This window comes from Anaerotruncus sp. (genome assembly GCF_057433415.1).
The window spans coordinates 40,682-64,222 of record NZ_DBMDHH010000009.1 but is presented as its reverse complement, the minus strand read 5'-3'; the positions used below and the strand labels follow the sequence as shown (position 1 = coordinate 64,222).

Here is a 23,541-nt window from a genome sequence, read left to right as displayed (position 1 = left end):
GCGCTGCGCCCGGCAGAATCCTCTTGAGTTTGCCGCGCTGCGCCCGGCAGGGCGTCGACGGGAATTGCCGCCCGTGGGCGGTAAGAATCACGAGCGCGTTCCGCCGCGCACCGGTTTTAGATTTTCCGCCCTGCGGACGGAAGGCCCCTTTTTTGCGCCCCTCCGGGGCGCTCCAAATGTGCCGCCTTCGGCGGCGGAGATTGCCGGGTCCCGCCCCGGCAAGCTACACCGCTCACTGAGCGGCAAATCTAAGCACGCTGTCGGTCGACTACCGGCAACTCCGCCGCTCACTGAGCGGAAAATCTAAGCCCACCCCGGGGCGGGACCCGGCAGCTTCGCCGCTTCCCGAGCGGCAAATCCAAGCCCGCCGTTGGCCGACCACCGACAACCTCCGCCGCTCGTTGAGCGGACAATCTAAACCCGTCGCCCAGGGCCAACCCCGGGGAAGATAAAAAGAGGGACCGCACGGTGTGCGGTCCCTCTTTTAAACAAATCAAACGAGCTCGATGATAGCCATCTCTGCGGCGTCACCGCGGCGAGGTCCGATCTTGACGATCCTGGTATAGCCGCCCTTGGTCTCTTTGTACTTCGGGGCGATCTCGTCGAAGAGCTTCTTCGCAACGTCCTCCTTTGTGACAAAGGAGAGCACCTGACGCTTGGAGTGGAGATCGTTGGTTTTCGCCGTTGTAATCATCTTCTCGGTCATCGCGCGGACTTCCTTGGCGCGGGTGACGGTGGTTTCGATCTTGCCGTTTTCCAGCAGGAAGGTAACCATCGCCCTGAGCATCGCCATTCTGTGGCTGGAAGACCGGCCGAGTTTCCTGGTTCCTGGCATTCTGTTTCACTCCTTACCCAATGCTTTGAGATTCCCGCCCGTTAACAGCCCGGACGGGGTTGGGCCGCGGGGCGCGGCCGGTAAATTCAGTTGTCGTCGTCCTTAGAAAGGTCGAATCCCAGTGACTGTAACTTCCAGATGACCTCTTCCAGCGATTTTTTGCCGAGGTTCCGGACCTTCATCATCTCGTCGGGGGACTTGTTGATGAGGTCTGCCACGGTGTTGACGCCGGCCCTCTTCAGACAGTTGAACGCGCGAACAGATAAGTCAAGCTCTTCAATGGTCATCTCAAGGAGTTTATCCTTGCCGGTATCCTCTTTCTTGTCCATGATCTCGGTCGCACTCACCTCGTCGGAAAGATCGACGAAATGATTGAGTTGCCTATTGAGGATCTTGGCCGCCAGACTGACCGCCTCCTTCGCGGAGATGGTGCCGTCCGTCCAGACTTCCAGCGTTAATTTATCGTAGTCGGTTATCTGTTCCACGCGGGTGTTTTCCACCGTGTAGTTGACCTTGAGCACGGGGGTATAGATGCTGTCCACGGCGATGGTGCCCACCGGGGCTTTTTCCAGCTCGGTGTGCTTGTTGCGCTCGGCCGAGACGTATCCCTGGCCCTTCTTGAGCGTGATCTCCATGGAGAGCTTCGCGCCGGCGTCGAGCGTCGCGATATGCATGCTCGGGTCGAGGATCTCGACCTCGCTGTCGCACTCGACGCTGCCCGCAGTCACTTCACATTCACCCTGCGCATCGATCCTCACCGTCTTGGGCTCGTCGCAATAGAGCTTTGCGGTGAGGCCCTTGATATTGAGGATGATCTCGGTTACATCTTCTTTTACGCCCGGGATTGTCGAGAATTCGTGTTGTATTCCGTCGATCTTCACAGAGATGACCGCAACACCAGGAAGAGAGGAAAGCAGCACGCGGCGCAGCGAGTTGCCGAGCGTTGTACCAAATCCCCTGTCCAACGGTTCCGCAACAAATTTGCCGTAACTGCCGTCAGATTTGAGCTCGACCGTTTCTATCTTGGGCTCTATGATCTTGACCATTATGGACCCTCCTTCTGCGGCGGGAGCATTCCCGCCTGGTCATTCTCGTTTCCCTGCAACCATGCTTGGCGCGTGATTCACGCAGCCGGATTATTTGCTGTACAACTCGACGATGAGATGCTCTTCAACATCCAGGTCGATGTCCTCACGGTTCGGGAGCTCGATGACGCGTCCGGTCATATTGGTCTTGTCGCAGTCGAGCCACTTGGGAACGGGACGGGAGCCAAACGCTTCCACCACGCCCTTGAGCTTGTCGCTCTTGGACTTGACGGCAACGGTGTCGCCGGCCTTGAGCAGGATGGAGGGGATGTTGGCCTTCTTGCCGTTCACGGTGAAGTGGCCGTGGCGGACGAGCTGGCGGGCCTCCTTGCGGGAGGAAGCGAAACCGAGGCGGTAGACCACGTTGTCGAGCCTGCTCTCGCAGATGCGCAGCAGATTCTCGCCCGTGACGCCGGGTTTCGCGGCGGCCATCTCAAAGTACTTGGCGAACTGGCTTTCCAGAATGCCGTAGTAACGCCTGGCCTGCTGTTTGGCGCGCAGCTGGACTCCATATTCGGAAGCCTTTCTGGTGCGCGCTTTGCCGTGCTGCCCGGGGACGGTGGCCCTGCGGGTGACGGCGCACTTATCGGTGTAGCAACGCTCGCCCTTGAGGAACAGCTTCTTGTTCTCGCGGCGGCAGAGCCTGCATACAGCGCCGGTATATCTTGCCATAAATTGCACCTCCTGATTGGTTGGCGGCTATGAGCCGCTGCTTATACGCGCCTTCTCTTGGGCGGGCGGCATCCGTTGTGCGGAATCGGGGTGACGTCCTTGATCATGTTGACCTCGAGTCCCGCCGCCTGCAGCGCGCGGATGGCAGCCTCACGGCCCGAGCCCGGGCCCTTTACAAACACTTCGACCGTCTTGAGTCCGTGCTCCATCGCAGCTTTCGCGGCGACTTCCGCAGCGGTCTGCGCGGCAAACGGGGTGCTCTTGCGGGAACCGCGGAAGCCGAGCCCGCCGGCCGAGGCCCACGAAAGGGCGTTGCCCTGGGTGTCGGTGATCGTCACGATCGTGTTGTTAAAGGTGGACTGGATATGTGCGGCGCCACGCTCGATGTTCTTGCGTTCCCGACGCCTGCGAGTGGCGGTCTTTTTAGCGGCAACCTTTGCCATCGTCTATATCCCTCCCTGATTATTTCTTCTTGTTGGCGATTGTCTTCTTGGGTCCCTTGCGGGTGCGCGCGTTGGTCTTGGTGCGCTGTCCGCGGACGGGAAGCCCTTTGCGGTGACGCACGCCGCGGTAGCAGCCGATCTCAACCAGGCGCTTGATATTCAGCGCCGTCTCACGGCGAAGGTCGCCCTCCACCTGCACGTTGTGGTCGATATACTCACGCAGTTTGGAAACGTCGTCCTCCGTAAGGTCCTTGACACGGATGTCCGGGTTCACTCCGGTGGACTCGAGGATCTGCTGTGCGGTTTTGCGGCCGATCCCGAAGATATAGGTCAGCCCGATCTCGACCCGCTTGTCTCTCGGCAGGTCAACGCCAGCTATACGAGCCATACTGTTCTTGCACCTCCATTATTCTGGTCTGCACTTTAGCCCTGACGCTGTTTGTGCTTGGGGTTTTGGCATATTACCATGATGCGGCCCTTGCGCTTGATGATCTTGCATTTTTCGCAAATCGGTTTCACGGAAGGTCTGACTTTCATGCGAAACTACCTCCTTCAATCGGTAAAAACGGTATCTGCTATTTGGAACGCCACGTGATGCGCCCCTTGGTCAGGTCGTACGGAGACATCTCCAGCGTGACCTTGTCTCCCGGCAGGATGCGGATGAAGTTCATCCGCAGTTTGCCGGAAATGTGCGCCAAAAGCTGATGCCCGTTGGGCAGCTCCACTCGGAACTGTGCGTTGGGCAGGCTCTCCACGACGACGCCCTCAATTTCGATGACATCTTCCTTAGACAAGCTGATTTCCTCCCTCGTCTGATTCCCGCCGGAGGGCGGCAAGCGCCCTGCGCAGCTTTCGATTGGTGTCGATGCCCGAAAGGTCGAGCACCGTGTTGGTTTTCCGGATGTGTTTGACGCTCTTACGCTTTGGGGCTTCCAGCGGCCTGCGTCCGCCGTCGCAGAGCAGGACCCGCCCCTCTTCCTCCGCGAGGGCCACAAAGTAGCCTCCCGCGTCGTGCCCCGCCTTCGAGCACACCACGCGACCCCTTTCGACCGGCATCCCGCACCTCCCGCTCAAGGCAGAGTCAGGATGACCGGGCCGCTCTCGGTGATCGCGACGGTATGCTCGAAATGCGCGGCGAGCTTATGGTCGTTGGTCACGACCGTCCAGTCGTTGTCCAGCACGTGCAGCGCGGGTGAGCCCTCGGTGATCATCGGCTCGATGGCGATGACCATGCCGGGGACCAGCCGCACGCCGTGGCCGGGGCGCCCGTAGTTGGGCACCTCCGGTTCCTCATGCATCTCGGTCCCGATCCCGTGCCCGACATACTCGCGCACGACGCCGTAACCGAGCGCCTCCACGTACGACTGCACCGCGTACCCGATGTCCCCCAGCCGCGCGCCCGGTTTTGCAACCGCGATCGCCGCCAGCAGGCTCTCTCTTGTCGCGTCCATCAGCTTCTGGGCCGCATCGCTCACCCTGCCCGCGGCGAAGGTCGCCGCGTTGTCCCCGTGGTAGCCGTCAACGATGGCTCCCACGTCGATGCTCACAATGTCGCCCTCCTGGATGACGCGTCCCCCGGGGATGCCGTGGATGATCTCGTCATTCACCGACACGCACGCGCTGCCCGGAAAACCACCATACCCTAAAAACGAGGGGATGGCGCCTTTGGATTGAATGAAACTTCTGACGGCCCGGTCGATCTCGCCCGTCGTAACGCCGGGTCTGACCGCCGCGCCCCCCACCTGCAACGCCTGTGCTGAGATGGAGCCGGCGCGTTTCATCTTCGCAAGCTCCTTCGACGTTTTCAGCACGACCATACTTAAGCCTCCAGCGCGGCAAGCGTCAGTTTCGTGGTGTCCGCAACTTCTTCCTGGCCTTCCACGATGCGGAGCTTGCCCTTCTTCTGGTAGAACTCCTTGAGGGGCTCGGTCTGCTCGTGGTAGGTGGCCAGGCGGCCGCGCACGGTCTCGGGCTGGTCGTCCTTGCGGATGATCAGCTTCCCGCCGTCCTTGTCGCACACGCCCTCCACCTTGGAAGGCTTGTAGTCGACATGGTAGCTGGCGCCGCAGCTCTCGCAGACCCTGCGGCCGGAAAGCCGCCGTTCGATCGCCTCGTCGGCGACCTCGATGTCGATGACCCTGTCGATCTCGACGCCCATCTCGTCAAGCGCGGCGGCCTGCGGGACGGTGCGCGGGAATCCGTCGAGGATGAACCCGTTTTTGCAGTCGTCCTGCTGGAGCCGCTCCTTGATGATGCCGATCACGACCTCGTCGGGCACCAGCGCGCCGCTCTCCATATAGGATTTCGCGCGCAGACCCATCTCGGTCCCGTTCTTGAGCGCCTCACGGATGATGTTGCCCGTGCTGATGGCCGGGATTCCCAGCTTTTCACAGATGACTTCCGCCTGGGTGCCTTTGCCGGCGCCGGGAGCGCCGAGGAGTATCAGTTTCATAACGACATCTCCTTTACTCTAAGAAGCCCTTGTAGTGGCGCATCATCATCTGGCTTTCCAGCTGCCGGAAGGTGTCGAGCGCCACGCCCACGACGATGATGATCGAAGTTCCGCCGAGCGCGATGTTCATCTTGGTGATACCGCCGATGCCGATCGGCAGGACGGCCACAAGCGCCAGGAAGATACCGCCGACCAGCGTGATCTTGGAGATGATCCGCGCGATGAAGTCGGAGGTCGGACGGCCCGGACGGATGCCGGGGATGGTGCCCGAGTTGTTCCTGAGGTTGTTGGACATCTCGATCGGGTTATACTGAATCGCCACGTAGAAGTAGTTGAACGCGAGGATCAGGATAAAGTAGAGCACCGCGTAGAGCGGGGTGTTGTAGTTGAACGCGCCGAGGAAGTTCGCCCAGAAGCCGGTGCCGTTGGGGGCCACGAACGCCTTGATGGTGCCCGGGATCGCCAGCAGCGAGGAGGCGAAGATGATCGGCAGAACGCCCGACATGTTCACTTTGATGGGGATGAAGGTCGACTGTCCGCCGTACATCTTGCGGCCGACGACCTTTTTGGCGTACTGCACCGGGATGCGCCGCTCGGCGTTGGTCATGATGATGATCACCACGATCAGCGCGAGGAAGAGCACCACGATGAGCGGGACGGTGAAGTAGTACATCGGCTGCTCGGAGCCCATCTGCAGGTAGATCCAGAGCTTCTGGATCGCCGCCGGGCCGCGGGAGACGATGCCGGCGAACAGGATCATCGAGATGCCGTTGCCGATGCCGTGCTCGTCGATGCGCTCGCCCAGGTAGACGATCAGCATCGCGCCGCCCATGAAGGCCGCGATGATGACGATCGCGGAGAAGATCCCCGCGAAGCCGCTGCGGTACATCACGGCGCCGCTCTGGTTGCGCAGCAGGGTGTAGTAGGCCCATGCCTGCAGAAGCGCAAGCGCGACGGTGACGTAACGGGTGATCTTGTTGATCTTTCTGCGCCCGTCCTCGCCCTCCTTCGCCATGCGCTCGAGGGCCGGGATGGCCACGGTGAGCAGCTGGATGACGATCGAAGAGGTGATATACGGGGTGATGGACAGCGCGAAGATGGTCGCCCTGGCGAACGCGCCGCCCGAGAGGATGTCGAGATAGCCGAGCAGGTTGCCCGCGTTGGCGGGGTTCTGGAGCATCTGCTGGAGAACCTGCGCGTCAAGGAAGGGCACCGGGACGGCCGTGCCGAGCCGGAAGAGCACCAGGATCATCAAGGTGTAGAGGATCTTTTTCCTCAGGTCCGCAATGTGCCACGCGTTTTTTAACGTCTGGAACATTTTACTTCACCTCAGCCTTCCCGCCTGCTTTCTCAATCTTTTCCTTGGCAGACGCTGAAAAAGCCGCGCAGTTGACGGTGAGCTTCTTGGTGATCTCGCCGTTGCCGAGGACTTTGACGCCGTCAAGGGTCTTTTTGAGGATACCAGCGTCGAGGAGCGCCTGGGCGTCCACGACCGCGCCGTCCTCGAATTTCTCGAGATCGGAAACGTTGACCGTGGCGTAATGGGTGGCGAAGATGTTCACGAAGCCGCGCTTCGGAACACGCCGCGCCAGCGGCATCTGGCCGCCCTCAAATCCGGGCTGTTTGGCGCCGGAACGGGCCTTCTGGCCTTTGTGGCCCTTGCCCGCCGTCTTTCCGTTGCCGGAACCGTGGCCGCGGCCCTTGCGGAACACGTCCTTGTTCGAACCCGGCACGGGGGAAAGTTCATGCAATTTCATTTGACCTGCACCTCCTTGCTTTATGCGTTGGTGACCTCAATGAGGTGGGAAATTTTCGTGATCTTGCCCTTCGTCGCGTCGTTGTCGGGCTGGGTGGTGGTATCGCCGATCCTGCGCAGTCCCAAGGATTCGGCGGTGGCAATCTGGTCGTCTTTTCTGCCGACGAGGCTCTTAACGAGCTTGATGGTAAGCGCCATAACGCCTTCCTCCTTATCCAATAATATCCTTCACGGATTTGCCGCGGATGGCCGCGACCTGCTCCGCGTCACGCAGGGAGCACAGCCCCTGGATGGTCGCCGAAACGACGTTGCAGGGGTTGTTGGAGCGCAGGCACTTGGTACGGATGTCCTTGATGCCCGCGGTCTCCATCACCGCACGGACGGGGCCGCCCGCGATGACGCCGGTTCCTTCCGGGGCCGGTTTCATCAGCACGCGTCCCGCGCCGTAAACGCCGATCGCCTCGTGGGGGATGGTCGTTCCCTTGAGGGAGATCTTGTGAAGGTGTTTTTTCGCGTCCTCAATACCCTTGCGGATGGCGTCGGGTACCTCGCCCGCTTTACCAAGCCCGAAGCCGACCGTGCCGTTGCCGTCGCCGACAACCACGAGGGCCGCGAACTTGAAGATGCGTCCGCCTTTCACCGTTTTGGAAACGCGGTTAATCGCTACGACGCGCTCCTTGAGCTCGTCATTGTTGTTCGCATTAAACTGAGCCAAAAGTATCCCTCCTTCTTTAGAATTTGAGGCCGCCTTCACGGGCCGCTTCCGCCAGCTCCTTGACGCGCCCGTGGTAGATATAGCCGCCGCGGTCGAACACCACTTCGCTGATGCCCTTGTCGGCCGCTTTCTTCGCGATCGCTTCGCCGACCTTCTTGGCCGCTTCCTTGTTGCCGCCGTTGCCCTCGAAATCCTTGTCCAGCGAGGACGCCGCGCACAGCGTCACGCCGTTTTCATCGTCGATGATCTGGGCATAGATGTGTTTGGCGGAGCGGAAGACATCAAGACGAGGGCAGCCAGGCGTGCCGCTGATCTTCGCCCTGACCCTGCTGTGCCGTTTGAGTCTGGCGACATTCTTGTCAGGCTTCGTTACCATGTTACTTCACTCCTTTACTTCTTGCCCTTGCCCGCTTTGCCTTCCTTGCGGATGATCACTTCGTCGATATACTTGATCCCCTTGCCCTTATACGGCTCGGGCGGGCGCTTCTCGCGGACTTCCGCCGCGAACTGGCCGACCTTCTGCTTGTCGGGGCCGTGGATGATGATCTTGTTGGGCGCGGGGACGTCGATCGTGATGTCGGCGTTGTCCTCCATGAAGACCTGGTGGCTGTAGCCGAGGGTCATGACGAGCTGTTTGCCCTGCTTGGCCGCGCGGTAGCCGACGCCGTTGATCTCGAGTTCCTTCTTGAACTCCTCGGTGACGCCCTGCACCATGTTGGCGACCAGGGTGCGGGTCAGCCCGTGCAGGCTGCGCATCTCCTTCTCGTCGTTGGGGCGGGTCACGAGGATCTCGCTGCCTTCCTGCTTGATGCCCATCTCGGGGCGGAAGGTCTGGGTCAGGGTGCCCTTGGGGCCCTTGACGGTTACCGTGCTGCCGTCGATTTTGACATCGACGCCCGCGGGCACGGTGATGGGCTTTCTTCCGATTCGACTCATTTCACCGCACCCCCCTTACCAAATGAACGCGAGGACTTCGCCGCCGACATTCTCTTTGCGAGCCTGCCTGTCGGTCATAACGCCCTTGTTGGTGGACAGGATGGCAACGCCGAGTCCCTTCATCACGCGGGGCATATCCTCACAGCTGGTGTAGATGCGCAGGCCGGGTTTGGAAACCCTGCGAAGGCCCTGGATGACCGGGGTCTTGCCCTGCCCGTATTTCAGGACAACGCGGATGGTGCCCTGTTTGCCGTCCTCGACGACGGTGAAGCTCTTTATATATCCTTCATCCAACAAAATCTGAGCAATTGCTTTCTTCATGTTGGAAGCAGGAATATCGACCGTATCATGTTTTGCACTGTTCGCATTTCTGATACGGGTCAGCATGTCAGCGATCGTATCGGTGATATGCATGCCGTCAACCTCCTTTATTCGCTCAGCTTTGTTTTACCAGCTTGCCTTCCTGACGCCGGGGATCTGCCCTTTGTACGCCAGTTCCCTGAAACAAATACGGCAGACTCCGAATTTGCGAAGGTAAGCGTGCGGCCTGCCGCAGATCTTGCACCGGGTGTATTCCCTGGTGGAGAACTTCGCCGGGCGGCTCTGCTTGATCTTCATCGATGTTTTTGCCACAGTTTTCCCTCCTTACTTCGCAAATGGGGCGCCCATGAGCGTCAAGAGCTCGCGGGACTCCTCGTCGGTTTTCGCAGTGGTGACAAAGCAGATGTCCATGCCCCGGACCTTGTCGATCTTGTCGTAGTCGATCTCGGGGAAGATCAGCTGCTCCTTGAGGCCCATGTTGTAGTTGCCGCGCCCGTCGAAGCCGTTGGGGTTGATCCCACGGAAGTCGCGCACGCGGGGCAGGGCCACGGAGAACAGCCTGTCGACGAACTCATACATCCGGTCGCCGCGCAGGGTGACCTTTGCGCCGATGTTCATGCCTTCACGCAGCTTGAAGTTCGCCACGGATTTTTTCGCCTTGCAGATGACCGGGCGCTGGCCCGTGATCTTGGAAAGGTCAGAAACGATTGCGTCGATGATCTTGGGATTGTCCCGCGCCTCGCCGCAGCCGACATTGATGACGACCTTATCAAGCTTGGGGATCTGCATGACAGATTTATAGCTGAATTTCTTCATCAGCGCGGGAGCGATCTCGCCCACGTACTGGTCCTTGAGTCGTGCCATGATTTCTCCTCCTTACTTAAAAAGTTTCGCCACATTTCGGGTTTTTGCAGATACGTTCCTTCTTGCCGTCGTTGAGGACCTTGTGGGCAATCCGGGTGGGCTTGCCGCATTTGGGGCAGACGAGCATGACCTTGGAGGCGTACATGGCGCCCTCCGCCTTCACGATGCCGCCGGGATCGCCCATTTTGCGGGGCTTGACGTGCTTGGTCATCATGTTGACGTGGTCGACGATGACCTTGCCCTCCTTGGGGGAGACCTCAAGAACCTTGCCCTGCTTGCCCTTGTCCTTGCCGGACAGAACGATGACTGTATCGCCCTTTTTGACGTGAAGCTTATTCACTTTTGAGCACCTCCATTACAGCACCTCGGGAGCGAGGCTTAAAATCTTGAGGTACTCCTTTTCGCGGAGTTCCCTCGCAACCGGTCCAAAGATACGGGTACCTCTGGGGTTTTTATCTTCTCTGATGATGACCGCAGCGTTCTCGTCGAAGCGGATATAGGTCCCGTCGTCGCGGCGGATCCCCTTAGCGGAACGAACGATTACCGCCTTGACCACGTCGCCCTTTTTCACCTGACCGCCGGGCGCGGCCTTCTTGACGGAAGCCACGACCACATCGCCAATGTTGGCGTATCTCCTGCGGGAGCCGCCGAGCACGCGGATGCACATGAGTTCCTTCGCACCGGTGTTGTCGGCTACTTTGAGATAGGTCTGCATCTGTATCACAGAGCGTTCCTCCTTTCAATCGGACTGTCGGAAAAGACCGTCCGGATGTTATTTCGCCTTCTCGATGATTTCGGTGACCCTCCACCGTTTATCCTTGGACAGGGGGCGGGTCTCCATGATCTTGACCTTGTCGCCAACGCCGCACGCGTTCTCTTCGTCGTGCGCCTTGAACTTCACGGTGCGCTTGATGATCTTCTTGTAAAGGGGATGTTTGACGTTGTCCTGGATGGCGACGACGACCGTCTTATCCATCTTATCGCTGACAACCGTGCCGACACGGGTCTTGCGGAGATTTCTTTCGCTCATTTACCTTCGTCCTCCCTTCCGCTTACTGCGCGCTCTTAAGCTCGTTGGCCCGGATCTGGGTCTTCACCCGCGCGATGTCCTTCTTGACGATGTTCAGGCGCATCGGGTTATCGAGCTGGTTGATCGCGTGCTGGAAACGAAGGTTGAAAAGCTCGGCTTTGAGGTCGTTGAGCTTCTCCTGAAGCTCCTTGTCAGACAGTTCCCTGATCTCAGTTGCCTTCATTACTCTTCACTCCCCTTTTCCTCAGTCTCTTTGGCAACGAACTTGCACTTGATGGGCAGCTTGTGCGCGGCAAGACGCATTGCCTCACGGGCCAGGTCCTCGGGCACGCCGCCGATTTCAAACATCACGCGGCCGGGCTTGACGACTGCGACCCAGTACTCGGGGCTTCCTTTACCGGAACCCATGCGGGTCTCGGCCGGTTTTTCGGTGATCGGCTTATCCGGGAAAATCTTGATCCAGACCTGGCCGCCGCGCTTGATGTAGCGGGTCATGGCGATACGGGCGGCCTCAATCTGGTTGGAGGTGACCCACGCCGGCTCAAGCGCCTGCAGGCCGAAATCTCCGTAAGTGACGGTGTTGCCGCGCAGGGCCTTGCCCTTGAGGCGGCCGCGCTGAACACGGCGGTATTTCACACGTTTTGGCAGCAGCATTACTGTTTGCCTCCTTCCCTCTGGGGACGGTCATCCCTGCGGGGCCTCTTGGCATCCCCGAGAACCTCTCCGGCGTAGATCCATACCTTGACGCCGATTCTTCCGTAGGTGGTGTTCGCCTCGGCAAAGCCGTAGTCGATGTCGGCGCGGATGGTCTGCAGGGGGATGGTGCCCTCATGGTAGTGCTCGGTCCTCGCGATCTCGGCGCCGCCCAGACGGCCGGACACCTGGATCTTGATGCCGCGGGCGCCGAACTTCATCGCGCGTCCGATCGACTGCTTCATGGCGCGGCGGAAGGAGACGCGGGCTTCCAGCTGGGCGGCGATCGACTCGGCCACGAGCTGGGCGTTCTTGTCGGGGGACTTGACCTCGACGACGTTGATGAAGACCTGGCGCTTGTCGGCCGCGGCCTTGCCCTTGTTGATCATCTCGTCGCACTGGCGGCGGATTTTCTCGATCTCGGCGCCGCCCCTGCCGATGACGATGCCCGGGCGGGAGCAGTGGATGTGGATGCGCACCTTGGTGGCGTCGCGCTCAATTTCAATGCGGGGGATTCCTGCATCGTAAAGGGTTTTCTTTAAGAACTTGCGGAGCTTATAATCCTCGACAAGGATATCGCCGAAAGCATCGTCCTTAGCAAACCAGCGGGAATCCCAATCCTTAATAACTCCGACACGAAGGCCGTGCGGATTCACTTTTTGGCCCATAGTTTACCTCCTCTTTCAGCGTTATTCTTGTTCTTTGACGGTGATGAAGACGTGGGACGTCCTCTTGAGTACGCGGAACGCCCTGCCCTGCGCGCGGGGGCGGATCCGTTTCATCGTCGGGCCGGGGGTGACGTAGCACTCGGACACGTACAGGTTGTTCCTGTCCATGTTGAAATTGTTCTCGGCATTTGCCACGGCCGACTTCAGCAGCTTCTCCAACGGCTCGCAAGCGGCCTTGGGGGTCTGCCGGAGAATCGCCATCGCCTGGTCGGCGGGCTTGTTGCGGATAAGATCAAGCACGATCTGCACCTTGCGAGGCGCGATGCGGGCATGTCTCAGCGAAGCTCTTGCTTCCATGGTTGAGTTCCTCCTTTCGGCCTCGTTTTAGTTGCTCTTCCTGGCGCCGGCGTGTCCGCGGTAGGTCCTGGTGGGGGCAAACTCGCCGAGCTTGTGCCCAACCATGTCCTCGGTCACATAAACCGGCACGTGCTTGCGGCCGTCGTGGACCGCGAAGGTGTGCCCGACAAAATCGGGGAATATCGTCGAAGCGCGGCTCCAGGTCTTGAGGACCTGCTTTTTCTCGCCGCTCTCGTTCATCTTGCGGACCCTCTCCAGCAGAACGGGCTGAACGTACGGTCCCTTTTTAATGCTTCTACCCATGAATATTTCCTCCTTTCAGCCCGTCTTACTTCGCGTTGCGGCGCTTGACAATAAACTTGTCGGAGCGGTTGTGTTTGGCGCGGGTCTTGTAACCCAGCGCGGGCTTGCCCCAAGGGGTGACCGGGCCCGGACGTCCGACCGGGCTCTTGCCCTCGCCGCCGCCGTGCGGGTGGTCGCAGGGGTTCATGACGGAGCCGCGGACGGTCGGGCGCCAGCCCATGTGGCGGCGGCGGCCGGCCTTGCCGTAGTTGACGTTCTCGAAATCGATGTTGCCGACCTGGCCGATCGTGGCCACGCAGATCTCGGGGATGTTGCGAAGCTCTCCGGAGGGCAGGCGGACGAGCGCCATGCCGTTTTCCTTCGCCATCAGCTGGGCCATGACGCCGGCCGAACGCGCCAGCTGCGCGCCCTTGCCCGGGTAAAGCTCGATGTTGTGGATGAAGGTACCGGTCGGGATGTTCATCATCGGCAGCGAGTTGCCCGGCTTGATGTCCGCCTTGGCGCCGGAGACCACCGTGTCGCCGACCTTGAGGCCGTTGGGCGCGATGATGTAGCGCTTCTCGCCGTCCTCGTACTGGACGAGCGCGATGTGGGCGGTGCGGTTGGGGTCATACTCGAGCGTCAGGACCTTGGCCGGGATATCGGCCTTGTCGCGCTTGAAATCGATGATGCGGTATTTCCGGCGGTTGCCGCCGCCGCGGTGGCGGACGGTGATCCTGCCGTTGCTGTTGCGTCCGGAGTGCTTCTTGACAGGCTCAAGCAGGCTCTTTTCCGGAGCGACCTTGCTCAACTCGCTGTAGTCGGTGACAGTCATCTGCCGGCGACTGGGCGTAGTGGGCTTATAGCTCTTAATAGCCATTCGGTTTCACTCTCCTCATTTTAGTTAGCGGGGCAGAGAACCCCATACGCGGCGCAGGGCGCCATTAGAGCATGGTGTCGAAGAACTCGATCGTCTTCGAACCCTCGGTCAACGTCACGATCGCCTTCTTGAAGGAAGGGGTGTAGCCCTGGTTGCGGCCCATCCGTTTCAGGCGGCCGCGGCAGCTGATCGTGTTGACCGACGACACCTTGGCGCCGGGGAACAGCGCCTCGACGGCCTTGGCGATTTCAATCTTGTTGGCGTCCTTGGCGACCCGGAAGGTGTACTTCCGAAGCTGCACGTTCGCCATCGAAGCCTCGGTGATGACCGGACGGAGGATAATGTCCTGCGGAGCTTTCATTATGCGTACACCTCCTCGAGTTTGGCGACGGCGTCTTTCGCGACGATGAACTTGTCGCAGTTGACGATGTCGTAGACGTTGAGCGTGTTGACCAGCGCGGTCTTGACGCCCGGGATGTTGGAAGCGGATTTGATGAACTGGTCGTTCTTGTCGCCCATGACGATGAGCGCCTTCTTTTCCGCGCCGAGCGCCTTGAGCATGTCGACCACCGGGCGGGTCTTGTAGCCGTCCACGGTGATCTGGTCGACCACGATCAGGTCGTTCGTGAGGACCTTGTCGGAGAAGACCGATTTGATCGCCAGGCGGCGGGTCTTCTTGTTGAGGGAGTAGCTGTAATCGCGCGGCTTGGGGCCGAGCGCGATGCCGCCCTTGCGCCACTGGGGAGCGCGGATGGAACCCTGGCGCGCGTGGCCGGTGCCCTTCTGCCTCCAGGGCTTCTTGCCGCCGCCGGTAACCTCGGTGCGGGTCAGGGTCGACTGGGTGCCCTGGCGCTGGTTGGCCAGATAATTCACGACGCACGCGTGCACGACCGCCTGATTGGGGGTGATGCCGAAGACGGCGTCGGAAAGCTCGATCTCAGAAACGGCTTTGCCGGCCATATCATAAACTTGAACCTTTGGCATTGTGTGTGTCCTCCTTCCCTTACGCCTTGACGCTATCGGTGATGCAGACCACGCCGCCCTTGGCGCCGGGGATCGCACCTCTGATCGCGATGAGATTGTTTTCCGCGTCCACCTTGACGACCGCAAGGTTCTGGACGGTGACGTGTTCGTCACCCATGTGGCCCGGGAGGCCCTTGCCCTTAAAGACGCGGGACGGGGACGAGCAGGCGCCGTTGGAGCCGGCGTGGCGTCCGACGGGGCCGGAGCCGTGGGTCGCTTTGAGGGTGTGGTTGCCGAACCGTTTGACGGTGCCGGCGTAGCCCTTGCCCTTCGAGGTGCCCGCGACATCCACCGCGTCTCCCGCGGCGAAGGCGTCGGCCTTGATGATGTCGCCGACGTTTAAGGACGAGCAGTCCTCCAGACGGAACTCCTTGAGGGTGCGCTTCTGCGCGACGTCAGCCTTCGCGAAGTGTCCCTTGAGCGGTTTGTTGATCGCCTTGTCCGAGATGTCGCCATAACCGATCTGCACGGCTTCATAGCCGTCGTTTTCGATTGTCTTCTTCTGGACGACAACGCAGGGGCCGGCCTCAACGACGGTCACGGGGATCACTTTTCCGTTCTCGTCAAAAAGCTGGGTCATGCCGATCTTTTTGCCTACGATGCACTTTTGCATACCTTTCTTACCTCCTGAAGGTTATTGGTCGGCTCTCGCCGACTTGACCTGACGGCGGATCCGTCGTCGGGGTTTCGCGCGGCTTAGAGCTTGATTTCAATCTCCACGCCGGCGGGGAGTTCGAGTCCCGTGAGCGCCTCGACCGTCTTGTTCGAGGGACGCAGGATGTCGATGAGCCGTTTGTGGGTCCTCATCTCGAACTGCTCGCGGCTGTCCTTATACTTGTGGACGGCGCGCAGGATGGTGACGATTTCCTTCTCGGTCGGCAGGGGGATCGGACCGGAAACGCGGGCGCCGGTGCGCTTTGCCGTTTCCACAATCTTCTCCGCCGATGCATCGACGAGCTGGTGATCGTAACCTTTGAGCCTGATTCTGATTTTCTCCTTGACTGCCACTGAAGATCGCCTCCTTAATGTTTTCTGACGACACTTCACATACCGAATCGCTCTGTACACCCCTCCGGGTGTTTCGCGGGCGGGCATACAAAAAATCCGGTAAACCTTCCAGTTTAGCCGGACTTCATACCGCCCGCGGCCAAAAGCCGCCGCGCCGCGCAAAATGCCTCTGGAGGCGCATTGCGCACGCTTTCATCAGTATTAAAGTCGCCCGGTTTGAAATCGGACATACTCCGCGGAAATTCCCCGCCTCAAAGGGCGGCCACCTCCCGCATCATCGCATATCTGTGCAGTCACGCTCGATTATAATACCACAACCCCCGTCACAATGCAAGTATTTTCTGATAAAAATTCGTAAAAAGCTCCAAAAAATTTTCGCTTCCCGGCCGCCGTCAAAAGTCCCTTTTCAGGAAAGTTTTCCCGTTCCCCGGCGGCTTATGCGGGCGGCCCGGGGCGAAAAAAGAGGGGCGGCTCCGCCGCCCCTCTTTTGAGGGATTCTTTAAAACTCCGGGCCCTTGTTTTCCGGCTGCTGCGGCGCCTCCGGCGCGGCGGGCGGGGCCTTGGGGCTGCTGCCCGCGGGCATCGCGGCGTAATTGATGCCGGCTCCCTGCGCGGCCGAAAGGCTCGCGAGGTAGGCCTTCTTCTGCTGGCTCGACCCGACGAGGTAGAGGATCGGCAGAACGACGCCGCCCACGAGGCTCACCAGCCCGTTCAGCGAGAAGACGCCGCCCGAGAAGAGCATGCCGATCACGCCGAGGATGAGCAGCACGATTCCCCACGCCATGAAGAAGCCGCTCTTCTCCGGACGGGAGCTGCGGCTCAGCCCCATGATGCCCGCGATGGCGCGCGGGACGGCGGCGATCGCCGCGAAGAGGATCATGACCGCGCTGATCACGGCGAAGACGCCGCCCATCACCGACTGGAACTCCTCGTCCTGCATGAGCTCATAGAACTGCTCCGGGTCGTCGATGCCCGCCTGCGCCGCGAAGGAGGGGTCCTCCATCGCGATCTCCATGATCATGCTCGTAAAGCCGCTCGAGCTGCCGCCCAGCTCCTTCTGGACGTCCATCGAGATCATGCCCGCGGACACCAGCCCGAGCACCGCGAAGACGATCATCAAAATCGCCGTCACCTTGAGCAGCGTGTTCTGATAGGTCATTTCCATGTTCTTACCCCCGTTTGCTGTTTATTCCGGCGCGCGCCGGGAAATTCAGATTTGGATCAGTACGCCCGGCCCCAGATGATCGAGGTCGTGGCGGGCCTGCCGCAGATCGGGCAGACGTCGCCGATCCGCTCCTGCTCGAAGGGCATGCAGCGGGAGGTGAGCCCCGCCTCCTCCTTGACGCGCAGCTCGCACGCCTCGTCGCCGCACCACATCGTCTTGAAGAAGCCGCTCTTTTCCGCCGCCAGCGCCTTGAGCTCGTCGAAGGTCCGCGCGGTCCAGGTGCGCGCCTCGCGGTTGGCAAGCGCCTTCTGGTAGAGGCCGTCGTGCACCGCGCGCAGCAGCTCGGGCACCTTCGCCTCCAGTTCGTCGAGGGAGACGACCGTCTTCTCGCGGTTGTCGCGCCGCACGAGCACGCACTGGTTCTGCTCGATGTCGCGCGGGCCGATCTCCAGCCGGAGCGGCACGCCCTTCATCTCGTACTCCGCGAACTTCCAGCCCGCCGAGTTGTCGCTGTCGTCCATCTTCGCGCGGCAGAAGGATTTCAGCTTTTCGGTGATCTCCCCCGCCTTTTCGAGCACGCCCTCCTTGTGCTGGGCGACCGGCACGACGATCACCTGCACCGGCGCGATGGCGGGCGGCAGCACCAGCCCGTCGTTGTCGCCGTGGGTCATGATGATCGCGCCGATGATGCGGGTCGACATCCCCCATGAGGTCTGGTGCGGGTACTGGGGCTTGTTGTCGCGGCCCTGGAAGGTGATGTCGAACGCGCGGGCGAACCCGTCGCCGAAATAGTGGGAGGTGCCCGACTGGAGCGCCTTGCCGTCGTGCATCATCGCCTCGATCGTATAGGTGGCCTCCGCGCCCGCGAACTGCTCCTTTTTGGTCTTGCGGCCCTTGGTGACGGGGATTGCGAGGCTCTCCTCGCAGAAGTCGGCGTAGACGTTCAGCATCCGCTCGGTCTCCGCCATCGCCTCCTCGGCCGTCTCGTGCATCGTGTGGCCCTCCTGCCACCAGAACTCGCAGGTGCGCAGGAAGGGGCGGGTGGTCTTCTCCCACCGCACGACCGAGCACCACTGGTTGTAGAGCTTGGGCAGGTCGCGGTAGGAGTGGATGATGTTCGCGTAGTGCTCGCAGAAGAGGGTCTCGGAGGTCGGGCGCACGCAGAGGCGCTCGGTGAGCTTCTCCTCGCCGCCGTGGGTCACCCACGCCACCTCGGGCGCGAAGCCCTCGACATGGTCCTTCTCCTTCTGGAGCAGGCCCTCGGGGATGAACATCGGCATCATGACGTTTTCATGCCCCGTCGCCTTGAAGCGGCCGTCGAGGTCGTGCTGGATGTTCTCCCAGATCGCGCAGCCGTAGGGGCGCACGACCGTGCAGCCGCGCACCGACGAATAGTCCGCCAGGTCGGCCTTTTTAACGATGTCGGTGTACCATTTCGCGAAGTCCTCCTCCATCGAGGTGATCGCTTCCACCATCTTTTTCTTGTCCGCCATAAAGCATGTTCTCCTTCGGCGTCCCGCGGGGCGCCCCAAAATATGATCGGCGGCCCGGGGCCGCCGCGGCATTACCCTTGTATCATAACGAATTTTCGCGCGAATTGCAAGGCCCGGCCTTCCCCGCCCGCCGGTTTCCCGCCCCGGCTTCCCCGGGAACCGCAAAACAGGCCGCCGTCCGCAGGACGGCGGCCTTCCGCGCTCCGGTCACTTGCGCTTGCCGAGCAGGCGCAGCAGATAGAGGAAGAGGTTGATGAAGTCGAGATAGAGGTTGAGCGCCGAATAGATCGAAACCTTTTCCAGCATCTCCGCGTCGCCCTCGAAGGCGTGGTAGTAGTCCTTGACCTTCTTGGAGTCGTAGGTGGTGACGCCGAGGAAGATCGCGACGCCGATAAAGCAGATCGCCGTCTCGAAGCCCTCGAGCCCGAGGAAGAGGTTGACGGCCCCCATAAGCAGCAGCGCGAGCAGGCCGAAAAGGATGAGCGGCGCGAAGCCGGAGACGTCGCGCTTGGTGATGAGGCCCGCCGCGGCCATCACGCCAAAGAAGACGGACACGACGCCGAAGACGAAGATCGCGCTGCCCGCGTCGTAGAGGAGCAGGAGCGGCGAGAGCGCGATGCCGGTGAGCACCGAATAGCAGAGAAAGATCACCCGCGCGGTGGTCACCGAATACTTCCGGATGCGGGAGGTGAGGTAGAAGACGAGCGCGAGCTTGCCGATCAGCAGCGCGAAGGGCAGCCAGGGGGTGATAAAGAAGAGCAGCACCATCCGGGTCGCGTAGAGCAAAAAGGAGGTGACGAAGGTGAGCAGGAGCCCCAAAAACATCCAGCCGTAGGTTTTGGCCACATGCCGGTAGAGGGGGGTCTGCACCTGCTGGCGGACCGCGTCGAGGTCGGCGCCGTCCTGGAAGCCGCCGTAGCTGTTCTCGTTCATCCGGGTTCATCCTTTCCTAATGAAGTGAAAAAATAAAATCCCCGCCGTCCCGGCGGGGATTCCGAAACGCGTCAGTTGGCGTGGTCTTCGATATATTTGACGATGTCGCCGACGGTCTTGATGTTCTCGATCTCCTCGTCGGGGATCTCGCAGTCGAACTCCTCCTCGAGGGACATGACCAGGTCGACGATGTCCAGCGAGTCGGCGCCCAGGTCGCTCTGGATGTTGGCCTCCATTGTGACGACGTCTTCCTCGACGTCCAGCTGGTCCACGAGAAGCTCTCTGACTTTTTCAAATACCATGATTGTTTCCTCCTATAATTCGTTCTATCGGTACCTCGTATGATCTGACGGAAGGGGCCGCCGTGGGCGGACCCGCCTTGCTAACGACAACTATCATACCCGTTTTGCCACGGTTTGGCAATAGGTATTTGCACATATTTTGTCGGGTTTTCCAATTTGCATTTGGCCAGGCCACACAAACTTTGGAAAAGCCCCCGCGGCGGCTGTTTCCCGCCCGCGCACAGGCGTCTATTTCATGAGCGCGAAGGTGATCTCGGCGCTCGCGGCGCGCTCGCCGCCGACCGTCGCGGTCCCCTTGCCCATGCCGAAGTTCCCGCGCACCCGCAGCATCTCCACCTCGAGGCGGAGCGTGTCGCCCGGCAGCACCTGCCGGCGGAACTTCGCCTTGTCGATGCCCGCGAAGAAGGCGATCTTGCCCTGGTTCTCCGGCATCGACAGCGCGCACACCGCGCCCGCCTGCGCAAGCATCTCGATGATCAGCACGCCCGGCGTGACGGGATGTCCGGGGAAGTGCCCCTGAAACCAGAAGGAATCGGGGCTGATAAACTTTGTGGCCACCACCCGCTTGCCGACCTCCAGCTCCTCGACCTCGTCGATGAGCAGGAAGGGATCGCGGTGGGGGATGATCTCCATGATCTGTTCCTTATTATAGAGCGCCATTCGATCACCCCTCGTATTTTTTGAAGAGCAGGCTCGCGTTGTGCCCGCCGAAGCCCAGCGAATTGGACAGCGCGTACCGGATGTCCGTCCTGCGCGCGCCCTCGGTCACATAGTCGAGGTCGCAGTCCTCGTCGGGGACCCTGTAGCCGATCGTCGGCGGCATGACGCCGTCCCGCAGGGCGAGCGCCGTGGCGATCGTCTCGACGCCGCCCGCCGCGCCGAGCATGTGCCCGGTCACCGACTTGGTCGAGCTGACCCCCAGCTTGTAGGCGTGTTCGCCGAACGCCGCCTTGATCGCGAGCGTCTCGCACTTCTCGTTGAGCTGGGTGGAGGTGCCGTGGGCGTTGATATAGCCGACCTGCTCGGGGGAAACGCCGCCGTCCGCCATCGCGTTCATCATCGCGTGCGCCGCGCCCTCGCCGTCGGGGGAGGGCCCGGTGATGTGGTGGGCGTCGTCGGTCGCGCCGTAGCCCACAACCTCGGCGATGATGTTCGCGCCGCGGCGGCGGGCGTGCTCGAGCTCCTCAAGCAGCACGAGCCCCGCGCCCTCGCCCATCACGAAGCCGCTGCGCTCCTTGTCGAAGGGGATCGACAGCCGGTCGCAGTCCTCCGACTCGGTCAGGGTGTTCATGTTGGAAAATCCCGCGACCGCGACCTCGGTGATCGGCGCCTCCGCGCCGCCCGCGATCGCCAGGTCGAGATAACCGTACTTGATCTTGCGGAACGCCTCGCCGATCGAATGGGAGCCGGTCGCGCAGGCGGTGACCACCGCGAAGTTGTCCCCCTTGAAGCCGTATTCGATCGCAATCTGGCCCGCGGCCATGTTGGAGATCATCATCGGCACCATGAAGACGCTCACGCGGTCGGGGCCCTTTTCGAGGAACTTCTGGTGCTCGGCCAGCGTGGTCTGGAACCCGCCGATGCCGCTGCCCACGATGACGCCGGCGCGGAAGGGGTCGATACCGCTCAGGTCCCCCGCGCCCTCGACGACCTGCTTCGCGGCGGCCATCGCAAACTGGGTGTAGCGGTCCATGCGGCGGGCCTCCTTCTTGTTGAGCCCCTGCGCGACGGGGTCCCAGCCGTCGATCTCGGCCGCGCATTTGACCTTGATGCGGGAGGTGTCGAAGGAGGTGATCGGCCTGAAGGCGTGGCGGCCCTGCACCACGTTCCGCCAGAAATCGGCTGTGTTCATGCCGACGGGGGAAACGACCCCCGTCGAGGTGATTACGACTCGTTTCATATGCAAATACTCCTGTTTTTCAAAATGTCACTGGCCCATGCCGCCGTCGACGACGAGCACCTGCCCGGTGATGTAACCGGCCGCGTCGCTTGCCAGAAACGCCACCGCGTTCGCCACGTCCTCCGGCTGGCCCATCCTCTTGAGCGCCACGCCGCCGAGGATCGCCTCCTTTGCCTTGTCGGAGAGCTTGGCGGTCATGTCGGTCTGGATAAAGCCGGGGGCCACCGCGTTCACGGTGATGCCGCGCCCGCCGAGCTCCCTGGCCGCCGTCTTGGTCATGCCCACGATCGCCGCCTTGGAGGCGGAATAGTTGAGCTGCCCCGCGTTGCCGTAGAGTCCCGACACCGACGCCATGCTGACGATGCGGCCCGAACGCTGCTTCATCATCACCGGCGTGACGTGCCGGATCATATTGAAAACGCCCTTCTGGTTGACGTTCACGACGCTGTCGTACTGGTCCTCGCTCATGCGGGCGATCAGGCCGTCGCGGGTGATGCCCGCGTTGTTGACGAGCACGTCGACCGAGCCGAACCGCTCCTGCACGGCCTTCACCATCTCCGCGCACGCGTCAAATTTGGACACGTCCGCGACGAAGCACTCCGCCTCGACGCCCCTTGCGCGGCATTCCTCCGCGACCGCCTGCGCCTGCGGCAGCAGGCTTTCGAGGCAGTTGACCGCGATATTGAAGCCGTCCTCCGCCAGTTTCAGCGAGATCGCCCGGCCGATGCCGGTGCCGCCGCCGGTGATTACCGCCGTCTTATTCAATGGTGATACCCCTTTCCGTAAGCAAGTTGCGGAGGAGATGCTCCCCCTGCGCCATCAGGTTTTCCACGATCTCCCTGGCGGGCGCGGCGCCCTTCACGAGCCCCGAAATCTGCCCCGCCATAAAGGTGCCCTCCTCGAGGTTGCCGTCCTGCACCGCCTTGCGCAGGCTGCCGGCCGCCATCCGTTCGAATTCCTCCCGGCTGACCTCCTCATGCTCGAGCTTGGCGAGCTTCCGCGTAAACTTGGTCTTGAGCGACCGGATGGGCGCGCCGCCCTCCCGTCCGGTGACGATCGTGTCGGTGTCCTTGGCCCCGGCGACGAGCTCCTTATACTTGGCGCAGGCCGGGCTCTCGTCGGCGCAGACGAAGATGGTGCCGCACTGCACCCCCTGCGCGCCGAGCGCGATGGCCGCGGCCACGCCGCGCCCGTCCGCGATGCCGCCCGCCGCGACGACCGGCACGCTCACCGCGTCCACGACCTGCGGCACGAGGCACATGGTGGTCAGCTCGCCGATGTGCCCGCCCGATTCGGTGCCCTCCGCGACCACCGCGTCGGCGCCCGCGCGCTCCATCCGCCTGGCCATCCCCGCCGAGGCGACCACCGGGATCACCTTGATGCCCGCGGCCTTCCACGCCTCCATGTACTTGCCGGGGTTTCCCGCGCCCGTTGTGACGACCGCGACCTTCTGTTCGGCGCAGATGCGCGCCACATCGTCCGCGAAGGGGCTCATGAGCATGACGTTCACGCCGAAGGGCCTGTCGGTGAGGGACTTCGCTTCCCGGATCATCGCCTCGACCACCTCGCCGGGCGCGGCCGCCGCGCCGATGAGCCCGAGGCCGCCGGCGTTGGACACCGCCGCCGCCAGCTTTGCGTCGGCCACCCACGCCATGCCACCCTGGAAGACGGGATAGCGGATGCCGAGCAGTTCGGTAATTCTTGTTTTCAGCATTGGTTTTCTCCTCC

Annotated in this window: 40 protein-coding genes; all 40 read right to left on the bottom strand. The window is 61.5% G+C overall.

What is annotated here, in order from left to right:
- Positions 1-493 precede the first annotated feature (493 nt).
- Entirely contained in the window at positions 494-835 is a 342-nt protein-coding gene (gene rplQ / locus ACZO3G_RS04400; RefSeq protein WP_101548349.1) for a 50S ribosomal protein L17, read from the bottom strand.
- Positions 836-921: 86 nt separating this feature from the next.
- Positions 922-1,881, bottom strand: a complete 960-nt coding sequence (locus ACZO3G_RS04395; protein ID WP_288234214.1) for a DNA-directed RNA polymerase subunit alpha — start codon at positions 1,879-1,881, stop codon at positions 922-924.
- Positions 1,882-1,971: 90 nt separating this feature from the next.
- Positions 1,972-2,592: a 30S ribosomal protein S4 gene (gene rpsD, locus ACZO3G_RS04390; RefSeq protein WP_276871472.1), complete on the bottom strand. Its 621-nt coding sequence runs from the start codon at positions 2,590-2,592 to the stop codon at positions 1,972-1,974.
- 41 nt (positions 2,593-2,633) lie between these two features.
- The gene (rpsK, locus tag ACZO3G_RS04385) at positions 2,634-3,035 is read right to left on the bottom strand and encodes a 30S ribosomal protein S11 (protein WP_101548327.1); all 402 of its coding nucleotides are present in this window, start codon (positions 3,033-3,035) and stop codon (positions 2,634-2,636) included.
- A gap of 19 nt (positions 3,036-3,054) precedes the next feature.
- Positions 3,055-3,423 (bottom strand): 30S ribosomal protein S13, encoded by a 369-nt coding sequence (rpsM, locus tag ACZO3G_RS04380; RefSeq protein WP_101548325.1) that lies wholly within the window; start codon positions 3,421-3,423, stop codon positions 3,055-3,057.
- Positions 3,424-3,458: 35 nt separating this feature from the next.
- Positions 3,459-3,572 carry a 50S ribosomal protein L36 gene (rpmJ, locus tag ACZO3G_RS04375; protein ID WP_066455330.1) on the bottom strand — a complete coding sequence of 38 codons (114 nt, stop codon included), beginning with the start codon at positions 3,570-3,572 and terminating at the stop codon, positions 3,459-3,461.
- 38 nt (positions 3,573-3,610) lie between these two features.
- The gene (gene infA, locus ACZO3G_RS04370) at positions 3,611-3,829 is read right to left on the bottom strand and encodes a translation initiation factor IF-1 (RefSeq protein WP_066455331.1); all 219 of its coding nucleotides are present in this window, start codon (positions 3,827-3,829) and stop codon (positions 3,611-3,613) included.
- A complete protein-coding gene (locus ACZO3G_RS04365; protein ID WP_207726248.1) occupies positions 3,822-4,091 on the bottom strand; it encodes a KOW domain-containing RNA-binding protein in 270 nt (89 codons plus the stop codon). The genes infA and ACZO3G_RS04365 overlap by 8 nt, the downstream gene beginning before the upstream one ends.
- Positions 4,092-4,105: 14 nt before the next feature.
- The gene (gene map, locus ACZO3G_RS04360; protein ID WP_101548323.1) at positions 4,106-4,852 is read right to left on the bottom strand and encodes a type I methionyl aminopeptidase; all 747 of its coding nucleotides are present in this window, start codon (positions 4,850-4,852) and stop codon (positions 4,106-4,108) included.
- A 2-nt stretch (positions 4,853-4,854) separates the two neighbouring features.
- Positions 4,855-5,487, bottom strand: coding sequence for an adenylate kinase (locus tag ACZO3G_RS04355; RefSeq protein WP_101548321.1), 633 nt, complete (start codon positions 5,485-5,487; stop codon positions 4,855-4,857).
- Between the two features lie 13 nt (positions 5,488-5,500).
- Positions 5,501-6,805, bottom strand: a complete 1,305-nt coding sequence (gene secY / locus ACZO3G_RS04350) for a preprotein translocase subunit SecY (RefSeq protein ID WP_101548318.1) — start codon at positions 6,803-6,805, stop codon at positions 5,501-5,503.
- A 1-nt stretch (position 6,806) separates the two neighbouring features.
- Positions 6,807-7,244, bottom strand: coding sequence for a 50S ribosomal protein L15 (gene rplO / locus ACZO3G_RS04345; RefSeq protein ID WP_101548316.1), 438 nt, complete (start codon positions 7,242-7,244; stop codon positions 6,807-6,809).
- Between the two features lie 20 nt (positions 7,245-7,264).
- The gene (rpmD, locus tag ACZO3G_RS04340; protein ID WP_101548314.1) at positions 7,265-7,441 is read right to left on the bottom strand and encodes a 50S ribosomal protein L30; all 177 of its coding nucleotides are present in this window, start codon (positions 7,439-7,441) and stop codon (positions 7,265-7,267) included.
- 13 nt (positions 7,442-7,454) lie between these two features.
- Entirely contained in the window at positions 7,455-7,958 is a 504-nt protein-coding gene (gene rpsE / locus ACZO3G_RS04335) for a 30S ribosomal protein S5 (RefSeq protein WP_101548311.1), read from the bottom strand.
- Between the two features lie 16 nt (positions 7,959-7,974).
- Positions 7,975-8,334: a 50S ribosomal protein L18 gene (gene rplR, locus ACZO3G_RS04330; protein WP_101548309.1), complete on the bottom strand. Its 360-nt coding sequence runs from the start codon at positions 8,332-8,334 to the stop codon at positions 7,975-7,977.
- Positions 8,335-8,348: 14 nt separating this feature from the next.
- Positions 8,349-8,894: a 50S ribosomal protein L6 gene (gene rplF, locus ACZO3G_RS04325; protein WP_101548307.1), complete on the bottom strand. Its 546-nt coding sequence runs from the start codon at positions 8,892-8,894 to the stop codon at positions 8,349-8,351.
- Positions 8,895-8,909: 15 nt separating this feature from the next.
- On the bottom strand, positions 8,910-9,308 hold the full coding sequence (gene rpsH, locus ACZO3G_RS04320; protein WP_101548305.1) for a 30S ribosomal protein S8: 399 nt from the start codon (positions 9,306-9,308) through the stop codon (positions 8,910-8,912).
- Positions 9,309-9,341: 33 nt separating this feature from the next.
- Complete coding sequence (locus ACZO3G_RS04315; RefSeq protein WP_101548303.1) at positions 9,342-9,527, bottom strand: type Z 30S ribosomal protein S14; 186 nt, start codon at positions 9,525-9,527, stop codon at positions 9,342-9,344.
- A 12-nt stretch (positions 9,528-9,539) separates the two neighbouring features.
- Positions 9,540-10,079 carry a 50S ribosomal protein L5 gene (gene rplE / locus ACZO3G_RS04310; protein WP_101548301.1) on the bottom strand — a complete coding sequence of 180 codons (540 nt, stop codon included), beginning with the start codon at positions 10,077-10,079 and terminating at the stop codon, positions 9,540-9,542.
- A gap of 16 nt (positions 10,080-10,095) precedes the next feature.
- Complete coding sequence (gene rplX / locus ACZO3G_RS04305; RefSeq protein ID WP_101548299.1) at positions 10,096-10,419, bottom strand: 50S ribosomal protein L24; 324 nt, start codon at positions 10,417-10,419, stop codon at positions 10,096-10,098.
- A gap of 15 nt (positions 10,420-10,434) precedes the next feature.
- The gene (gene rplN, locus ACZO3G_RS04300) at positions 10,435-10,803 is read right to left on the bottom strand and encodes a 50S ribosomal protein L14 (protein WP_101548298.1); all 369 of its coding nucleotides are present in this window, start codon (positions 10,801-10,803) and stop codon (positions 10,435-10,437) included.
- Between the two features lie 48 nt (positions 10,804-10,851).
- Positions 10,852-11,109 (bottom strand): 30S ribosomal protein S17, encoded by a 258-nt coding sequence (gene rpsQ, locus ACZO3G_RS04295; RefSeq protein ID WP_101548297.1) that lies wholly within the window; start codon positions 11,107-11,109, stop codon positions 10,852-10,854.
- 22 nt (positions 11,110-11,131) lie between these two features.
- A complete protein-coding gene (rpmC, locus tag ACZO3G_RS04290) occupies positions 11,132-11,332 on the bottom strand; it encodes a 50S ribosomal protein L29 (protein ID WP_101548296.1) in 201 nt (66 codons plus the stop codon).
- A complete protein-coding gene (gene rplP, locus ACZO3G_RS04285; RefSeq protein WP_101548295.1) occupies positions 11,332-11,763 on the bottom strand; it encodes a 50S ribosomal protein L16 in 432 nt (143 codons plus the stop codon). The genes rpmC and rplP overlap by 1 nt, the downstream gene beginning before the upstream one ends.
- Positions 11,763-12,470, bottom strand: coding sequence for a 30S ribosomal protein S3 (rpsC, locus tag ACZO3G_RS04280; RefSeq protein WP_101548293.1), 708 nt, complete (start codon positions 12,468-12,470; stop codon positions 11,763-11,765). The genes rplP and rpsC overlap by 1 nt, the downstream gene beginning before the upstream one ends.
- A 21-nt stretch (positions 12,471-12,491) precedes the next feature.
- Positions 12,492-12,827 (bottom strand): 50S ribosomal protein L22, encoded by a 336-nt coding sequence (gene rplV / locus ACZO3G_RS04275; protein WP_101548289.1) that lies wholly within the window; start codon positions 12,825-12,827, stop codon positions 12,492-12,494.
- A gap of 27 nt (positions 12,828-12,854) precedes the next feature.
- A complete protein-coding gene (rpsS, locus tag ACZO3G_RS04270; protein WP_101548286.1) occupies positions 12,855-13,130 on the bottom strand; it encodes a 30S ribosomal protein S19 in 276 nt (91 codons plus the stop codon).
- A gap of 25 nt (positions 13,131-13,155) precedes the next feature.
- On the bottom strand, positions 13,156-13,989 hold the full coding sequence (gene rplB, locus ACZO3G_RS04265; protein ID WP_101548284.1) for a 50S ribosomal protein L2: 834 nt from the start codon (positions 13,987-13,989) through the stop codon (positions 13,156-13,158).
- Positions 13,990-14,053: 64 nt separating this feature from the next.
- Positions 14,054-14,350 (bottom strand): 50S ribosomal protein L23, encoded by a 297-nt coding sequence (rplW, locus tag ACZO3G_RS04260; RefSeq protein ID WP_101548279.1) that lies wholly within the window; start codon positions 14,348-14,350, stop codon positions 14,054-14,056.
- Positions 14,350-14,973: a 50S ribosomal protein L4 gene (gene rplD / locus ACZO3G_RS04255; protein WP_101548277.1), complete on the bottom strand. Its 624-nt coding sequence runs from the start codon at positions 14,971-14,973 to the stop codon at positions 14,350-14,352. The genes rplW and rplD overlap by 1 nt, the downstream gene beginning before the upstream one ends.
- Before the next feature lie 19 nt (positions 14,974-14,992).
- Entirely contained in the window at positions 14,993-15,625 is a 633-nt protein-coding gene (gene rplC, locus ACZO3G_RS04250) for a 50S ribosomal protein L3 (protein ID WP_101548275.1), read from the bottom strand.
- A gap of 83 nt (positions 15,626-15,708) precedes the next feature.
- Entirely contained in the window at positions 15,709-16,020 is a 312-nt protein-coding gene (gene rpsJ / locus ACZO3G_RS04245) for a 30S ribosomal protein S10 (protein ID WP_006873286.1), read from the bottom strand.
- A gap of 499 nt (positions 16,021-16,519) precedes the next feature.
- Positions 16,520-17,185 (bottom strand): hypothetical protein, encoded by a 666-nt coding sequence (locus ACZO3G_RS04240; protein ID WP_101548273.1) that lies wholly within the window; start codon positions 17,183-17,185, stop codon positions 16,520-16,522.
- 56 nt (positions 17,186-17,241) lie between these two features.
- Entirely contained in the window at positions 17,242-18,678 is a 1,437-nt protein-coding gene (gene proS, locus ACZO3G_RS04235) for a proline--tRNA ligase (protein WP_276871505.1), read from the bottom strand.
- A 207-nt stretch (positions 18,679-18,885) separates the two neighbouring features.
- The gene (locus ACZO3G_RS04230) at positions 18,886-19,611 is read right to left on the bottom strand and encodes a Bax inhibitor-1/YccA family protein (protein ID WP_276871506.1); all 726 of its coding nucleotides are present in this window, start codon (positions 19,609-19,611) and stop codon (positions 18,886-18,888) included.
- 71 nt (positions 19,612-19,682) lie between these two features.
- Positions 19,683-19,913 (bottom strand): acyl carrier protein, encoded by a 231-nt coding sequence (locus tag ACZO3G_RS04225; RefSeq protein ID WP_101548267.1) that lies wholly within the window; start codon positions 19,911-19,913, stop codon positions 19,683-19,685.
- A gap of 228 nt (positions 19,914-20,141) precedes the next feature.
- Positions 20,142-20,573 (bottom strand): 3-hydroxyacyl-ACP dehydratase FabZ, encoded by a 432-nt coding sequence (gene fabZ / locus ACZO3G_RS04220; RefSeq protein ID WP_101548265.1) that lies wholly within the window; start codon positions 20,571-20,573, stop codon positions 20,142-20,144.
- Positions 20,574-20,577: 4 nt separating this feature from the next.
- Entirely contained in the window at positions 20,578-21,813 is a 1,236-nt protein-coding gene (fabF, locus tag ACZO3G_RS04215; protein WP_276871507.1) for a beta-ketoacyl-ACP synthase II, read from the bottom strand.
- Between the two features lie 27 nt (positions 21,814-21,840).
- The gene (fabG, locus tag ACZO3G_RS04210) at positions 21,841-22,578 is read right to left on the bottom strand and encodes a 3-oxoacyl-[acyl-carrier-protein] reductase (protein ID WP_101548256.1); all 738 of its coding nucleotides are present in this window, start codon (positions 22,576-22,578) and stop codon (positions 21,841-21,843) included.
- Positions 22,571-23,524, bottom strand: a complete 954-nt coding sequence (locus ACZO3G_RS04205; RefSeq protein ID WP_256152463.1) for a nitronate monooxygenase — start codon at positions 23,522-23,524, stop codon at positions 22,571-22,573. The genes fabG and ACZO3G_RS04205 overlap by 8 nt, the downstream gene beginning before the upstream one ends.
- Positions 23,525-23,541 lie beyond the last annotated feature (17 nt).

Excerpts from the sequence above, each read along its gene's own strand:
- rplQ (WP_101548349.1), bottom strand. The coding sequence starts at position 835 with ATGCCAGGAACCAGGAAACTCGGCCGGTCTTCCAGCCACAGAATGGCG.
- ACZO3G_RS04395 (WP_288234214.1), bottom strand. The coding sequence starts at position 1,881 with ATGGTCAAGATCATAGAGCCCAAGATAGAAACGGTCGAGCTCAAATCT.
- rpsD (WP_276871472.1), bottom strand. The coding sequence starts at position 2,592 with ATGGCAAGATATACCGGCGCTGTATGCAGGCTCTGCCGCCGCGAGAAC.
- rpsK (WP_101548327.1), bottom strand. The coding sequence starts at position 3,035 with ATGGCAAAGGTTGCCGCTAAAAAGACCGCCACTCGCAGGCGTCGGGAA.
- rpsM (WP_101548325.1), bottom strand. The coding sequence starts at position 3,423 with ATGGCTCGTATAGCTGGCGTTGACCTGCCGAGAGACAAGCGGGTCGAG.
- rpmJ (WP_066455330.1), bottom strand. The coding sequence starts at position 3,572 with ATGAAAGTCAGACCTTCCGTGAAACCGATTTGCGAAAAATGCAAGATC.
- ACZO3G_RS04365 (WP_207726248.1), bottom strand. The coding sequence starts at position 4,091 with ATGCCGGTCGAAAGGGGTCGCGTGGTGTGCTCGAAGGCGGGGCACGAC.
- map (WP_101548323.1), bottom strand. The coding sequence starts at position 4,852 with ATGGTCGTGCTGAAAACGTCGAAGGAGCTTGCGAAGATGAAACGCGCC.
- ACZO3G_RS04355 (WP_101548321.1), bottom strand. The coding sequence starts at position 5,487 with ATGAAACTGATACTCCTCGGCGCTCCCGGCGCCGGCAAAGGCACCCAG.
- secY (WP_101548318.1), bottom strand. The coding sequence starts at position 6,805 with ATGTTCCAGACGTTAAAAAACGCGTGGCACATTGCGGACCTGAGGAAA.
- rplO (WP_101548316.1), bottom strand. The coding sequence starts at position 7,244 with ATGAAATTGCATGAACTTTCCCCCGTGCCGGGTTCGAACAAGGACGTG.
- rpmD (WP_101548314.1), bottom strand. The coding sequence starts at position 7,441 with ATGGCGCTTACCATCAAGCTCGTTAAGAGCCTCGTCGGCAGAAAAGAC.
- rplR (WP_101548309.1), bottom strand. The coding sequence starts at position 8,334 with ATGGTAACGAAGCCTGACAAGAATGTCGCCAGACTCAAACGGCACAGC.
- rplF (WP_101548307.1), bottom strand. The coding sequence starts at position 8,894 with ATGAGTCGAATCGGAAGAAAGCCCATCACCGTGCCCGCGGGCGTCGAT.
- rpsH (WP_101548305.1), bottom strand. The coding sequence starts at position 9,308 with ATGCATATCACCGATACGATCGCTGACATGCTGACCCGTATCAGAAAT.
- rplE (WP_101548301.1), bottom strand. The coding sequence starts at position 10,079 with ATGGCACGACTCAAGGACCAGTACGTGGGCGAGATCGCTCCCGCGCTG.
- rpsQ (WP_101548297.1), bottom strand. The coding sequence starts at position 11,109 with ATGAGCGAAAGAAATCTCCGCAAGACCCGTGTCGGCACGGTTGTCAGC.
- rpmC (WP_101548296.1), bottom strand. The coding sequence starts at position 11,332 with ATGAAGGCAACTGAGATCAGGGAACTGTCTGACAAGGAGCTTCAGGAG.
- rplP (WP_101548295.1), bottom strand. The coding sequence starts at position 11,763 with ATGCTGCTGCCAAAACGTGTGAAATACCGCCGTGTTCAGCGCGGCCGC.
- rpsC (WP_101548293.1), bottom strand. The coding sequence starts at position 12,470 with ATGGGCCAAAAAGTGAATCCGCACGGCCTTCGTGTCGGAGTTATTAAG.
- rplV (WP_101548289.1), bottom strand. The coding sequence starts at position 12,827 with ATGGAAGCAAGAGCTTCGCTGAGACATGCCCGCATCGCGCCTCGCAAG.
- rpsS (WP_101548286.1), bottom strand. The coding sequence starts at position 13,130 with ATGGGTAGAAGCATTAAAAAGGGACCGTACGTTCAGCCCGTTCTGCTG.
- rplB (WP_101548284.1), bottom strand. The coding sequence starts at position 13,989 with ATGGCTATTAAGAGCTATAAGCCCACTACGCCCAGTCGCCGGCAGATG.
- rplW (WP_101548279.1), bottom strand. The coding sequence starts at position 14,350 with ATGAAAGCTCCGCAGGACATTATCCTCCGTCCGGTCATCACCGAGGCT.
- rplD (WP_101548277.1), bottom strand. The coding sequence starts at position 14,973 with ATGCCAAAGGTTCAAGTTTATGATATGGCCGGCAAAGCCGTTTCTGAG.
- rplC (WP_101548275.1), bottom strand. The coding sequence starts at position 15,625 with ATGCAAAAGTGCATCGTAGGCAAAAAGATCGGCATGACCCAGCTTTTT.
- ACZO3G_RS04240 (WP_101548273.1), bottom strand. The coding sequence starts at position 17,185 with ATGGAAATGACCTATCAGAACACGCTGCTCAAGGTGACGGCGATTTTG.
- proS (WP_276871505.1), bottom strand. The coding sequence starts at position 18,678 with ATGGCGGACAAGAAAAAGATGGTGGAAGCGATCACCTCGATGGAGGAG.
- ACZO3G_RS04230 (WP_276871506.1), bottom strand. The coding sequence starts at position 19,611 with ATGAACGAGAACAGCTACGGCGGCTTCCAGGACGGCGCCGACCTCGAC.
- ACZO3G_RS04225 (WP_101548267.1), bottom strand. The coding sequence starts at position 19,913 with ATGGTATTTGAAAAAGTCAGAGAGCTTCTCGTGGACCAGCTGGACGTC.
- fabZ (WP_101548265.1), bottom strand. The coding sequence starts at position 20,573 with ATGGCGCTCTATAATAAGGAACAGATCATGGAGATCATCCCCCACCGC.
- fabF (WP_276871507.1), bottom strand. The coding sequence starts at position 21,813 with ATGAAACGAGTCGTAATCACCTCGACGGGGGTCGTTTCCCCCGTCGGC.